This is a genomic window from Catellatospora sichuanensis, assembly GCF_007483665.1.
GTDB classification, from domain to species: Bacteria; Actinomycetota; Actinomycetes; order Mycobacteriales; family Micromonosporaceae; genus Catellatospora; species Catellatospora sichuanensis.
On the sequence record NZ_VIQO01000014.1, the window covers coordinates 144,006 to 156,794 of the forward strand.

15 protein-coding genes are annotated in these 12,789 nt (G+C 71.8%); 6 read left to right on the plus strand and 9 right to left on the minus strand.

Features of this window, described 5'->3' with window-relative positions:
* The first annotated feature begins 71 nt into the window (after positions 1 to 71).
* Positions 72 to 1,031 carry a sulfite exporter TauE/SafE family protein gene (locus FLL47_RS27340; protein ID WP_144123681.1) on the plus strand — a complete coding sequence of 320 codons (960 nt, stop codon included), beginning with the start codon at positions 72 to 74 and terminating at the stop codon, positions 1,029 to 1,031.
* A gap of 13 nt (positions 1,032 to 1,044) precedes the next feature.
* Here FLL47_RS27340 and sigJ read toward each other — a convergent pair whose 3' ends face one another.
* The 5 genes from sigJ to FLL47_RS27365 all read right to left on the minus strand — a co-directional run bounded on the left by sigJ (position 1,045) and on the right by FLL47_RS27365 (position 5,480).
* Entirely contained in the window at positions 1,045 to 1,983 is a 939-nt protein-coding gene (gene sigJ, locus FLL47_RS27345; protein WP_144123683.1) for an RNA polymerase sigma factor SigJ, read from the minus strand.
* Entirely contained in the window at positions 1,983 to 2,408 is a 426-nt protein-coding gene (locus tag FLL47_RS27350) for a carboxymuconolactone decarboxylase family protein (protein ID WP_144123685.1), read from the minus strand. Before FLL47_RS27350 ends, sigJ begins: the two co-directional genes overlap by 1 nt.
* Before the next feature lie 145 nt (positions 2,409 to 2,553).
* On the minus strand, positions 2,554 to 2,955 hold the full coding sequence (locus tag FLL47_RS27355; protein WP_222106215.1) for a four-helix bundle copper-binding protein: 402 nt from the start codon (positions 2,953 to 2,955) through the stop codon (positions 2,554 to 2,556).
* A 163-nt stretch (positions 2,956 to 3,118) separates the two neighbouring features.
* Entirely contained in the window at positions 3,119 to 4,777 is a 1,659-nt protein-coding gene (locus FLL47_RS27360; RefSeq protein WP_144123687.1) for an MDR family MFS transporter, read from the minus strand.
* An 85-nt stretch (positions 4,778 to 4,862) separates the two neighbouring features.
* Complete coding sequence (locus FLL47_RS27365; protein WP_144123689.1) at positions 4,863 to 5,480, minus strand: acyl-CoA-like ligand-binding transcription factor; 618 nt, start codon at positions 5,478 to 5,480, stop codon at positions 4,863 to 4,865.
* A gap of 252 nt (positions 5,481 to 5,732) precedes the next feature.
* On the opposite strand from FLL47_RS27365, the gene FLL47_RS27370 reads away from it, so the two are divergent.
* Positions 5,733 to 5,939 carry a S1 RNA-binding domain-containing protein gene (locus tag FLL47_RS27370; protein ID WP_144123691.1) on the plus strand — a complete coding sequence of 69 codons (207 nt, stop codon included), beginning with the start codon at positions 5,733 to 5,735 and terminating at the stop codon, positions 5,937 to 5,939.
* 49 nt (positions 5,940 to 5,988) lie between these two features.
* On the opposite strand, the gene FLL47_RS27375 is transcribed toward FLL47_RS27370, so the two are convergent.
* Positions 5,989 to 6,420: a CBS domain-containing protein gene (locus FLL47_RS27375; protein ID WP_144123693.1), complete on the minus strand. Its 432-nt coding sequence runs from the start codon at positions 6,418 to 6,420 to the stop codon at positions 5,989 to 5,991.
* An 80-nt stretch (positions 6,421 to 6,500) separates the two neighbouring features.
* A complete protein-coding gene (locus tag FLL47_RS27380) occupies positions 6,501 to 7,415 on the minus strand; it encodes a universal stress protein (RefSeq protein WP_222106216.1) in 915 nt (304 codons plus the stop codon).
* Positions 7,416 to 7,546: 131 nt separating this feature from the next.
* On the opposite strand from FLL47_RS27380, the gene FLL47_RS27385 reads away from it, so the two are divergent.
* The gene (locus FLL47_RS27385; protein ID WP_186315937.1) at positions 7,547 to 8,509 is read left to right on the plus strand and encodes an alpha/beta hydrolase; all 963 of its coding nucleotides are present in this window, start codon (positions 7,547 to 7,549) and stop codon (positions 8,507 to 8,509) included.
* Positions 8,510 to 8,813: 304 nt separating this feature from the next.
* Positions 8,814 to 9,287: a hypothetical protein gene (locus FLL47_RS27390; RefSeq protein WP_144123697.1), complete on the plus strand. Its 474-nt coding sequence runs from the start codon at positions 8,814 to 8,816 to the stop codon at positions 9,285 to 9,287.
* 99 nt (positions 9,288 to 9,386) lie between these two features.
* On the opposite strand, the gene FLL47_RS27395 is transcribed toward FLL47_RS27390, so the two are convergent.
* Complete coding sequence (locus tag FLL47_RS27395) at positions 9,387 to 9,644, minus strand: hypothetical protein (RefSeq protein ID WP_144123699.1); 258 nt, start codon at positions 9,642 to 9,644, stop codon at positions 9,387 to 9,389.
* A gap of 328 nt (positions 9,645 to 9,972) precedes the next feature.
* Between FLL47_RS27395 and FLL47_RS27400 the strand changes: the two genes are divergently transcribed.
* Positions 9,973 to 10,461 carry a GNAT family N-acetyltransferase gene (locus FLL47_RS27400; protein ID WP_144123701.1) on the plus strand — a complete coding sequence of 163 codons (489 nt, stop codon included), beginning with the start codon at positions 9,973 to 9,975 and terminating at the stop codon, positions 10,459 to 10,461.
* Here the strand turns inward: FLL47_RS27400 and FLL47_RS27405 are convergent.
* Complete coding sequence (locus tag FLL47_RS27405) at positions 10,405 to 11,292, minus strand: hypothetical protein (RefSeq protein ID WP_222106217.1); 888 nt, start codon at positions 11,290 to 11,292, stop codon at positions 10,405 to 10,407. The genes FLL47_RS27400 and FLL47_RS27405 overlap by 57 nt on opposite strands.
* Positions 11,293 to 11,462: 170 nt before the next feature.
* Between FLL47_RS27405 and FLL47_RS27410 the strand changes: the two genes are divergently transcribed.
* Positions 11,463 to 12,719: an alpha-L-fucosidase gene (locus FLL47_RS27410; protein ID WP_144123702.1), complete on the plus strand. Its 1,257-nt coding sequence runs from the start codon at positions 11,463 to 11,465 to the stop codon at positions 12,717 to 12,719.
* The last annotated feature ends 70 nt before the right edge of the window (positions 12,720 to 12,789 follow it).

Genomic DNA, 12,789 nt, shown 5'->3' on the forward strand with positions numbered 1-12,789 from the left:
CCGCAGGTCGCGACATTTCGACTGCTGAGACGCCGTCACGCGTCGGCGACGTGCGCCGATAATGTCACCGCATGGATCTCTGGGTGGCGATCGCCGGGTTCGGCGTGGGTGTCGTCGTCGGGCTCACCGGCATGGGCGGCGGCGCACTGATGACGCCGCTGCTGGTGCTCGTGTTCGGAGTGGCCCCGCTGAGCGCGGTATCCAGCGACCTGGTCGCCGGCGCGATCATGAAGCCGTTCGGCGGAGCGGTCCACATGCGGCGCGGCACCGTGGACAAGCGCCTGGTGCTGTGGCTGTGCTCGGGCAGCATCCCAGCCGCGTTCGCCGGGGTGTTCATCGCCAAGGCCGTCGACGGCGAGGGCATGTCGCAGGTCATCCAGTCGCTGCTGGGCGTGGCGCTGCTGCTGGCCGCCTCGGGCCTGGTGCTCAAGGCCTGGTTCGGCCTGCGCGACCAGGCGCGTGCCGCGGCCGACCCGTCGCTGCGGGAGGTCGCCGAAGGCGCCCTTGCGCGCGTTCGCGTACGCATAATTCCGACCGTGCTGGTCGGAGCAGTGGGTGGGCTGGTCGTCGGCGTGACCTCGGTCGGCTCGGGCTCGCACATCGTCATCGCGCTCATGGCGCTCTATCCGGCGCTGCGACCGCAACAGCTGGTCGGCACGGACCTGGTGCAGGCGGTGCCGCTGGTCGGCGCGGCCGCCCTGGCCCACCTGCTGTTCGGGGACTTCCAGCTGGCACTCACCGTCGCCCTGGTCGTCGGGGCGGTGCCGGGAGTGCTGCTGGGCGCGGCGGTGTCCTCGCGGGCACCGGGCGGGCTGATCCGCGTCGCGCTCACCGTCGTGCTGACCGCGAGCGGCCTGAAGCTGCTCGGCGCGAGCACCGTCGCCGTCGGTTACACCACCGCCGCGCTGGTCGCGGTCATCCCCGCGGTCTGGGTGCTGGCACGCCGTCATTTCGGTCTGCCGCCGCGGCAGGTCCCGGCCGCCCGCACGCCTGCCGAACCCGCACGGGCCGAACAGGCGCCCGCCGGCTGACCACGCGACACGGTCAGAGCTGCGCCCAGGCCGTGCGGGCCGCGGCCGCGGCGTTCGGGTCGTGGGCGAACAGGCCCAACGCGCGCACCTTGTCGGGATTGCTCAGCAGCTGGATGCCGACGAGCCGCCCGTGGTCGGTCTCCCAGCTCATCAGCGACCACCGCGCGCCCAGCCGCACCAGCGCGGCCGGGCCGCCGTTGACCTGGAGGAACCACCACTCGACGTCGGTGGCCCGGGCGCTGACCCCGGCCAGGAACCGCGACACCCGGGACGCGCCGACGACCGGGTTGACCGCGGCACGGACCTTGCCGCCGCCGTCGCTCCACAGCGTGACCTCCTCGGCCAGCATCGCCTGCAGGGCGGCCCGCTCCCCGGTGGCCGCCGCCACCAGGAAGCGCTCGACGAGTTCCCGGTGCCCTGCACCGTCCACGGCGAATCGCTCGCGGTCCTCGCCGATCCGGTCGGCGGCTCGCCGGTGCAGCTGGCGGGCGTTGGTCTCGGTCAACCCGAGCGTGTCCGCGATCTCCGAGTACGGCAGTTCGAACGTCTCCCGCAGCAGGTAGACACCCCGTTCCGGCGGTGTGAGCCGCTCCATCAGCCGCAGGGCCGCCAGCGACAGCGTGTCGCGCTGCTGGGCGGTCTCGGCCGGATCGCCGACCTGCACGCCGACCGGAAGCGGTTCGGGCAGCCAGGTGCCCGGGTAGGTCTCCCGGCGGTGGCGGGCGGAACGCAGCTGGTCGAGGGCGAGCCGGGTGGTCACCGTGACCAGCCAGCGCCGCGGCTCCCCGATCGCCGCGCGGTCCGCCCCGTGCCAGCGCAGCCAGGCGTCCTGCAGCACGTCCTCGGCGTCCCACCAGCTGCCGAGCATCCGGTAGGCGACGCCGAGCAGCACCGGACGGTGCTGCTCGAAGATCGCCGCGTCCGCCGGACGCAGTTCTGTATGTGCCGTCATCACACCGCCGGGTGCATCCGGGTGGTCACGCCGATGCGATTCCACAGGTTGATGGTGCCGATGGCCAGGATCAGGTCGGCGACCTCCTTGTCCGTGAAGGCCGCGCGGGCGGTGTCCCACACCTCGTCGGAGACGCCTCGGTCGCCGAGCTTGGTCACCGCGTCGGTGAGCGCCAGCGCGGCGCGCTCGCGGGCGTCGAAGCCCGGGAACTCCCACCACGTGCTCACGCCCAGCACCCGTCGCACGTCGTCGCCGTTCTTGAGCAGGTCCGTGCCGTGCAGATCGACGCAGTACGCGCAGCCGTTCAGCATCGACGCGCGCAGCTTCACCAGCTCCAGCAGCCGGCCGTCGAGGCTCTTGTGCAGGTACTTCTCCAGCCCCAGCACCGCCCGGTAGCCCTCGGGCGCGATTTCGCCCAGGTTCATCCGCTGATTCATCGGTTTGCCCTTCCGTGTTCCATTGTCGCGGCAACCTTCTGCCGCCGCCTCAGGAACGACGGGACAACCCGGTCCCGATGTGACAAACCAGGGCGGTATTGCGACGCAGCACACGTCTGCGGGAACGGTCGCCTCAGGCGAGTGCCGGCTCGGCCAGCATCTGCCGACAGGCGTCACGGGCGGTTTCGCACGCGTCAGCGCTGATCTCGCAGTGCCGGTAGCGGTCGGCCTGGGTGCGGCTCTCCTGCGCGCACACGTCGCAGACGGTCGCGCACGCCTCGATCACGGCCCGCGCCAGCTCGGGGTGGTTTCCGCGGAACCGGTCGAGGATCTCGGCCGCGGTGGCACACATGTCGGCGCAATCGAGGTTCGTCCGGATGCAGGTCACCAGTTCGGCGACCGCCGGATCGCCCAGGCAGGCGTCGGCACAGGCGTTGCAGGCCTCGGCGCACAGGTTGCACGCTCGTACGCAGGCCGCCCGCACGTCATGGCGCAGGTCTTCCTCGTCGCGGTACATCGGCGTCATCGGCTGCATGTCTCGCCCCCGATCAGAAAGATCAATCCTACGCGTGACGGGTCAGGCGTCCCACTGGCGACGATATCGCCGGGCTCCTGCCCGCCATAGCCGGTTCGCGGATTGTCCCGGACGCGGAAAGGGCGCCCGTGCCTGCGGCACGGACGCCCTCGACCGGCAGATGTCACTCCACCCGGACAAGCCCGTCCGGGCGGTCGTCCGACTTCGCCACCGGCTCGGCCGCGCCCTTGGCGCCGAGATCCGCGCCCTCGGCGGCCGCCGACTCCATGGCGAGCCGGTCCGCGCCGCTCAGCGTGCTCAGCGGCTTCTCCTTGATGAACAGCACCACGATGAACGCCAGCGCCGCGATCGGCGCGCCGACCAGGAACAGGTCCGCGGTGGCCAGGCCGTAGATCTCGGCCACGATCGCCTTGACCTCCGGCGGCAGCGAGGCCAGGTCGGGCACCTGGCTGGAGCTGCTGCCGGCGGGAGCCGGGCCGAACCGCTCCTCGCGCAGGTCGGTGATCCGGGCCGTCATCACCGCGCCCAGCGCGCTGACCCCGACCGCGCTGCCCATGCTGCGGAAGAAGGTCAGCACCGAGGTGGTGACACCCAGGTCGTGCGCGGGCACGTCGTTCTGCGCGGCCAGCACCAGGTTCTGCATGAGCAGGCCGACGCCGATGCCGAGCACGGCCATGTACACCGATACCAGCGGCACGCTGGTGGTGTGGTCGATGGTGCCCAGCAGCAGCATGCCCGCCGTCATCACCACGGCACCGACGACCAGGTAGATCTTCCACTTGCCGAACTTGGTGATGAGCCCGCCCGCGATCGTGGACGAGAACAGCAGACCGAAGATCATCGGCAGGCTCATCAGACCGGCCACCGTCGGCGACTTGCCCAGCGAGATCTGGAAGTACTGCGACAGGAACACCGCACCGCCCATCAGCGCCAGACCGACCAGCACGCTGGCGATGGTGGTGAGGGTCACGGTGCGGCTGCGGAAGATGCCGAGCGGGATGATCGGCTCCTTGGCCCGCGACTCGACGAACACGGCCAGCGCCAGCAGCACCAGGCCGCCGGTCACCAGCAGCGCCGTCCAGCTGGAGGCCCACGCGAACTTGCTGCCGGCCAGCGTCGACCAGATCAGCAGCGTCGAGACGCCCGCGGTGATCAGGAACGCGCCCAGGTAGTCGATCTTCACCTTGCCGGGCGGGGTCGCCGGCAGGTGCAGGGTGCGCTGCAGAAGCCAGATGGCGATCAGGGTGAAGGGAACTCCGATGAAGAACGTCCAGCGCCAGCCCAGCCACGAGGTGTCCACCAGCACGCCGCCGATCAGCGGGCCGGCGATGGTGCCGATGCCGAACACGGCGCCGAAGATGCCCGAATAGCGGCCCATCTCGCGGGGCGGGATCATCGCCGCCATCACGATCATGGCCAGCGCGGTCATGCCGCCCGCGCCGACACCCTGCACGACCCGGCTGACGAGCAGGATCTCGACGTTCGGGGTGAAACCCGCGATGAGCGAGCCGACCACGAACAGGCTGAGCGACAGCTGGATGAGCAGCTTCTTGCTGTACAGGTCGGCTGCCTTGCCCCACAGCGGCACGGTGGCGGTCATCGCCAGCAGCTCGGTGGTGACGATCCAGGTGTAGACGGACTGGCTGCCGTCGAGAGCGGCGATGATGCGCGGCAGCGCGTTGGCCACGACCGTCCCCGCCAGGATGGACACGAACATGCCCAGCATCAGCCCGGACAGCGCCTGCATCACCTCACGGCGCGTCATCGGCACCGTCTCGGGCTCCGGCCCGGCGTTCTGCGCCGGAATCTCGGTCGTGGTCATTCTCTTCCTCACGTGGTGCGTCACCGGGTGAGGGTCACCCGGGGCATGGGGCGCCGTCACGGGGCCGCGGCGGCGAAATCAGGGGTCAGTCGGGATCGGGCAGCCCGGCGGCCAGGGCCGAGAAAGCCTCGTCGACGAGCGCGCCCAGCGACAGCGCGCCGCGCGCGGTCATCCAGCGGGTCGCGGCGCAGCGGAAGGCCGCGCTGGTCGTGGCGACCACGAGCGCCGGGTAGCCGTGTGCGGCCGGGTCGGCGTCGAGGTGCGCGGCGATCTGCTCGGTCGTGCCGCGTTCGGCCTCGGCGTTGCTGAGCACCAGTCTCGGCAGCAACTGCGGGCTGCGATGGATGACCTCCATGCGCAGGAACCAGTGGTCGCGGTCGGCCTCCATGGCGGCGACCACCAGCAGCACGGCGCGGCGCACCGCCTCCAGCACCGGCATCGTGGGCAGCAGCACCGCCAGCCGGGCCCGCATCGCATCGACCTCCACCAGGTGGTCGCCGAGCACGGCGTCCTCCTTGGAGGCGAAGTAGTTGAAGAAGGTCCGCGAGGACACGCCCGCCTCGGCGCTGATGTCGTCCACGGTGACCTGGTCGAAGCCGCGCGACGCGCACAGCCGCAGCGCCGCGCCGGTCAGCGCGGCGCGGGTCTGCTGCTTGCGGAGATCGCGCCGACCCAGCGGTGCGTCCTGGTCAACCGGAGTCACGCGCCGATCAAACCTTAAACTTGCAGTGGCTGCAAGTTTATTTACGCCCGTGTCACCCGGCCGGAAACCGGGCACAGCGGTTGCCACGGGACGGACCTGCCGCTAACGTCATCCGCTGTGACTGCCGGGTCGGCCCAGTGCCGTGATCAGATGAGGCATCCGGCTGAGCCGTGATCGCCCGGCGGGCCCGTGGCCCGCCCTCCTTCGTCGTCGCCCGCACAAGCGGAGCCTGCCGAGGAAGGAGGTGATCGCATGTCCCGCTTCGAAGAACTCAACGCCGGTGACGTCCTGGTGGGCCAGGTCGTCCAGCTCGTGCCCTTCGGCGCCTTCGTCAGCATCGCCGAGGACGCCCACGGCCTGCTGCACGGCGAGACCGGGCCGCAGGTCGGTTCGAGCGTCACGGTACGGATCCTCGAGATCGATCGTGACCGCAAGCGCGCCAGCCTGACGCTGGCGTGATCGTGGCGGGGGAGGCGGCCGAAAAGCCGTCTCCCCCGCTCCTGCGCCGTCACCGGGCGAGCAGGGCGACAAGATCGCTGCCCGTCACCACCCCGACCGCCACCCCGCGGGCGTCGACCACGGCCACCGCGTCCACGCAGGCCGTGCGCATCAGGCGCGCCGCGTCCACCACCGCCGCCCCGGTGGCGACCACCGCCGGCGTGCGGTCCAGCACCGACGAGACCCGCCGGTACGACAGCGCAGTCGGCTCGGCGGCCCACGCCGCCACGACCGACCGGTCCGCCAGCACGCCCACGCACCGGCCGCCCTCGTCCGTGACGACCAGATGCCGCAGCCCTTCACGCACCATCACCGCGAGCGCGTCGCCCAGCGTCGTCGACGTGGCGACGCCGTGCGGCGGCGTGCTCATCACCTCGCTGATCTGCCGCCACGCCAGCCCCGCCGCCCGGTCCGGCCGGCCCTGCGCGATCCGCCTGTCCATGACCCGCTCCTGACCCGCCCTGTTCCGGCCCGCCCGAGCCTCGTCCCCCGGAGGCCCGGGCGGCAGGGCGTCCCGCGTCTCTAGGGTCGTTCAGCCTGTTCGCCGTCCGCGGCGGACCCGGACTCGGTGGCCGATGTGTGGCGCACCATCAGCACCGGGCAGGCCGCGTGGTGCAGCAACTGCTGGCTGACCGAACCCAGCAGCAAGCCGGTGAACCCGCCGCGGCCGCGTGCGCCGACCACCATCAGCTGGGCCTGCTCGCTCAGCCGCACCAGCTCCCGCCCGGCGCGTCCGGTCACCAGCTGCGTACGGACCCGGACGTTCGGGTGGAGCTTGCGCTCGGCGTCGAGGGCCGCGTCGAGGTCCTGCTGCTCGGCCGAACGCGCGGCGTCGGCATCGTAGAGCGCGGGCACCGAGTAGGACAGCGTCGTGGCGGCGTCGTGCCAGACCCGCACCGCCAGCAGCTCGGTGTCACGCTGCCGGGCCTCCGTGAACGCCTGCCGTACGGCCGGCGCCGATCCCGGTGAGCCGTCCACCCCTAGCACGACCGGGCCGGGACGGCCCTCACCACGTACCACCAGCACCGGGGTGGTGCAGTGCGCCGTCACCTCGACCGCGACCGAGCCCAGCAGCAGGCCGGTGAACCCGCCCAGGCCCCGGTCGCCGAGCACCAGCAGCTGCGCGGACCGAGCGGCCGCCAGCAGCACGCCCGCGGGGCCGCCCGTGACCAGGTCGGCCGCCACCTCGACGCGGCCGTTGGCCGCCTTCGCCGCCGCGGTCGCCTCGGCCAGGATGTGCTCGGCGTCGTGGCGCAGCCCGCCCTCGGGCACGGCCTCCGACGCGCCGACGCCGACATGCATGAGCGGCCAGATGAAGGCGTGCACGATCCGCAGCCCGCAGCCGCGCCAGGTCGCCTCGCGGGTGGCCTCGCGTACCGCCGCCAGCGCCGACGCGGAACCGTCGACGCCGACCGTGACCATCGCCTGCTCGCTCATCCCGTGTCCCCCACCCCATTATCGATCACGCGACCGCCCCGGCGTGACGTGCACTGATCGGAAATCCGGTGAAGGTGGCGCGATCCGGACCGATGCGGCGCAGATTGGAGAAGAAGCACGCGGGAGGCGGCATGACGCTCGACGAGAGCACGTTCGCGCAGACGGAGTACGCCCCTGACGTGGTGGCGTTCAACGCGGCCATGGGGGCACTGGTCCGCGAGATGGGCTGGCCACCGGAGAGCGCGCAGGCGTACCGCGTGCAGGCCCGCGAGCGGCTCGCCGCGCTGGCGCCCGACGGGGTCCTCCCCCGCTCCCCGCGCGCCCGCGAGATCACCATTCCGCTGCCGGACGGCTCCATGTCGGCGCGGGTGTTCGACGCCACCTCGCCGACCGGCCTTTACCTGCACGTACACGGCGGAGGCTGGGCCGTCGGGGCGGCCGACGAGCAGGACGCCTACCTCGAGGATCTGGCGCGCGGCACGGGCCAGACCGTGGTCAGCCTCGACTATCCGCTCGCGCCCGAACGGCGCTTCCCGGGCCTGCTCGACGACTGCGAGGCCGCCGCCCGGCACCTGCTCGACCATGCACCGCAGGAGTTCGGCGTCACGGTGGCGACCCTGGGTGGCGAGTCGTCCGGAGCGAACCTGGCGCTGGCGGTGGCGCTGCGGCTGCGCGAACACCCGGCCGCCGTGGCCCTGCGGGCGCTGAACCTGTGCTACGGCGTGTACGACCTGACCCTCACGCCGAGCGCCCGCAACTGGGACGACGCGCGCGGCGGTGTCCTCACCACGGCCCGCATGCGCTGGTACGCCGAGCAGTACGTGCCCGACCTGGCCCACCGCGCCGACCCCGCGGCCTCCCCGCTCTACGCCCAGCTCGCCGGGCTGCCGCCGACGCTGCTCACCGTCGGCACCGAGGATCCGCTGCTGGACGACAGCCTGTTCCTGTACGCCCGGCTGCTCGCCGCACATTCTCCCGTGCAGGTCCAGGTGGTGCCAGGTGCGGGCCACAGCTTCAACATGCATCCGCTGTCGGTCACGGGGCCTGCCAACGCAGCCGTGTACCGCTTCCTCACGGCGGCGCTCACCACCTGATCGCGACCACCGCTCAGGCCGCTGTCGTGAACCCGTCGGCGGATCTTCTCGCTGGTCGGCCGTTGCGGCAGCGGGAACCGGTCGGACAGCTCTCGCCGTCGGCACATCGTGGTGGGATGATCGGCGCGCCGCTCGCACGGCCCGTCCGCGGATCGCCCCTCAGCTCAACCGGATCGGTGCCGTGCGACCCTCGCAACCGTACGTCCACGTCGGCCGTTGTCGCTCCGATCTGGATGATCGCGGCCGCAGGGGCCCCGCGCCGCGGGAGCGCCGGCGCGAACGGTATCGGTGAGGGAGGAACGCTGTGACGCAGGCAGAAGCCGGCGCATTCAAGATTCTCAAGGGCCTGGGCATCGCGATCGTGATCGTGGTTTCCCTGGTGCTGATCGCGGTGTACTGGCAGCCCGTGCTGGACACCATCGTGGACATCTGGAACTACCTGATCGACCGCATCCCGTCGGATGGCGGCCAGCGCACCGCGGTGCTGGTCTACATGATCGCGGCGGTGGTGATGGGCGTGCTGTTCTCGCAGGCCGGCCACTTCACCGCGTACGGCATCGCGATGGGCCTGGTGCCGCTGCTGTGGGTGCTGTTCTGGGAGGGCTTCCCGCCGCTCGGCCTGCACCCCGTGTGGACGTCCAACATGGGCGTCGCCCACCTGAGCCCGAGCCAGGTCGCGCTGTGGGCGGTCGTCGCCGCGGTGCTCACCACGCTGGTCTTCGTGCCGCTGGAGATGCGTGAGAAGTGGCAGCGCCGCCGGCGCTCCCGCCGGGGCTGAGAAAAGCCGTGGCGGGTGGCGCCGGCATCGTCGGCGCCACCCGCCTGGCCCGGTCCGGCCCCCGAGGCTACGCGAGAGCCGGCTCGGTCTTCGGGCACCTCACACGTAGGTCACCGTGTCGATGTAGAGGTACACGTCGTCACGGACCATGAGGCGAGGTGCGGTCATGGTCTCCTCCACGACACCGGAGTCGCCGCCGCAGATGATCACGGCCTTGTCCGTCGCGATGTCGGAGATGATGCCCGCCTGCCACTTCCGCTCGCGGTACACCCAGACCCTGTCTCCGGGCTGGTACGAGTCGGTGGCCGCGATCTCGGCGGAAGCGCGCCGGGCGGGGTTGATCCTGGGAGCTGGCATACGTGCCTCACTGCGGCGAACGTGGTGCTCGCGGATGGGGGGTGGAGCCGGCCGGCCGGGTTGAGTCCGTGCCGTCCGCCCGGTGCCGTGTCGCCACACCATCCGGGCCACAGATGCAAGTGCCACAATGCAAACGCCAAGTCGTTGCGTCTCCCATCATGCAGACGATCCTGTGCAGGCGCAAGCGCCGGATGCACGTGCAGATGACTTTTGGCATTCCTTCCCCGTACAGAGCGTCACCTGCCTGGCGTAACGCGGGCGACATCTCGGTGAGATATGGCGGTCACGGGGCTGGCCGACGTCCCAGTCGGTGGGAAAAGATCGACAAATGACCCTGGTGCGACCCGTCCGGCCCGACGACCTGCCCGCGCTGCTCGCACTGATCGCCGACCACGCCGCGTACGAGCGCGCCGCGCCCGTGCCGCCCGGCCTCGGCGACCGGCTCGCACCAGCCCTGTTCGCCGACCCGCCGCGGCTGCGCTGCCTGGTCGCCGACGACACCGGGATCCTCGTCGGATACGCCACCTGGACCCGCGACTTCGCCACCTGGACCGGCCGTCACTACACCCACCTGGACTGCCTCTACCTGGCCGAAGACCACCGCGGCCGCGGCGTGGGCAGGCAGTTGCTCGACGCGGTGGTCGCCGCGGCCGACGGCGACGAGCTCCAGTGGCAGACCCCAGCCTGGAACACCGACGCCCAGCGCTTCTACCAGCGCCTCGGCGCCCGCGCCGCGGAGAAGGTCCGCTTCACACTGCCGTCAGGCGGCGTCCGCATCGCGAACAGGCACGCGGACATCCGGCCGCGCAGCACCTGACGGCGCCCCACTCAACTCCCCGAACCGGGCCAGCGCCAGCGCGCCGCCGACCGCAAGCAGGAAGCCGCCGACCGCGACCGGCACCCAGCCGGCTCGCGCCTCGTCGCCCAGCACCACGACCCCCACCACGGCGGGCAGCACGGTCTCCCCGATCACCATCGCCGCCGTGGCCGTGGTGACCGAGCCGCCCGACAGCGCCATCGTCCACAGCACCAGCGCGATGAGGCTGGAAGCGGCCACCAGGTAGGTCGCCGGTTCGCGCATCATCCGCGCCGGATCGAGTTCCGGCAGGGTGCGCGCGGCGAGCGCCAGCACCCCGAAGCACAAGCCCGCACACAGCCCGAGGGTCACGGTGCGCCACCGCCCCGGCAGGCGTCCCGCGCCCGCGCCGAGCACGGCGAGCCCGACCAGGCTGGCGGCGAGGGCGGTGTAGAAGTCGGTGTGCGCGCGGTTCGCGCCCTCGGGTCCGGCCGAGACGCCCAGCAGCGCCAGCCCCAGGCAGACGGCGACCACCGCGAACTTCTCGCCGCGACCCAGCCGCTCCTTCATCACGACGGCCGCCGCGATCGCGGTCACCGCCAGCGCGGACGCGATCGCGGCCTGCACCAGGAACAGCGGCAGATGTCGCAACGCGACCAGTTCGAAGCCGAAGCCGAGCAGATCCAGGCCCAGGCCGGCGAGGAACGGCACGGTCAGCCAGGCACGCACCATGGACCGCGGGTCCAGCTCGCTGACCGGCCCCGCCCCACGCATGCCGACGGCCTGCAGGACCGACGACAACCCGAAGCACACGGCCGCCGCCAACGCCCCGCACAGGCTCACGATCAGCACCGCTTCATCGTTTCACCGGGTCCCCGACCCGATCGGGCGTTCCGCTGGTCTGACTGCTCGCCCCCGGATGCTATAGGATCTTTGACAGCGTCCAGGAAACCGTTTACTGTCCCTTCGTTCTGCGACTTCCCGGCCGCCCCCGGCCGCCGTTCCGCTCGGCGAGGAGTGCCATGACCACCGTCCCCACCCCGGCCCAGCTCGCCTGGCAGGAGGCCGGCTTCGGTCTCTTCCTGCACTTCGGGCTCAACACGTTCCACGGCAAGGAGTGGAGCGACGGCACCCTGGACCCGGCCACGTTCGACCCCGCCGACCTCGACGCGGCCCAGTGGGTCGACGTCGCACAGCGCGCGGGCGCGCGGTATCTGGTCCTCACCGCCAAGCACCATGACGGCTTCTGCCTGTGGCCGACCGACACCACGGACTACTCGGTCGCGTCGTCGCCGTGGCGCGGCGGCCGCGGAGACGTGGTCGGCGAGCTGGCCGAGGCCTGCCGCGCCGCAGCCATGCCGCTGGGCCTCTACCTGTCCCCCTGGGACCGCAACGCCGCCCGCTACCCCGACCCGGCCGCGTACGACGCGTTCTACCTGCGTCAGCTCACCGAGCTGTGCACCCGTTACGGGCCGCTGTTCGAGCTGTGGTTCGACGGCGCGGGCTCGGAAGGCCGCACCTACGACTGGGACGCGATCATGAAGGTGGTCGACACGCACCAGCCCCAGGCCATGGTCTTCAACATGGGACGGCCCACCATCCGGTGGGTGGGCAACGAGGACGGCCTGGCCGCCGACCCGTGCGTCTACACCGTCGACCGGTTGGGCAGGTCGATGTTCACCACCGACCAGGACAGCCTCGACGGAGCCCGCTACCTGCCGCCCGAGTGCGACGTGCCGATCCGGGCGCACTGGTTCTGGCAGCCCGACGACCTCCCCACGCTCAAGAGCACCGAACACCTGCTGGCCATCTGGTACCGCTCCGTCGGGCTGGGCGCGGGACTGCTGCTCAACCTGCCGCCGGACCGGCGCGGCCGGCTCGACGAGACCGACACCGCCCGGCTGCTGGAAGTCACCGCCGAGCTGCGACACCGGTTCGCGACGCCGCTGCCCGCCCGGCTCACCCACGAGCCGGGCCAGGTCGTCGCCGAGTTCGACACCGAGGTCGAGATCGACCACGTCGAGCTGCGCGAGGAGCTCACGACCGGGCAGTGGGCGGGCGGGCACGAGATCCGCTGCGGCGGGGCGGTGGTCGCGGCCGGGCACACCGTGGGCGTACGCCGCTGGCACGCCTTCCCCACGATCCGCACCCGCCGGCTCACCGTCGCCCTGGACCACCCACAGGCGCGGCTGACCGCCGTCACCGGCTTCCGCACCGGCCACGAGTCGTCGCCCGCGCCCCAGGAGCAGCCCGCGCTGGATGTGTCGAAAGTAGACTGATCGCGCCACCCACCTCCGGCGTCCCCCGCCGCGTCCATCTCCAGGACGCGTCGGCGGCGAAAGGGGGAGG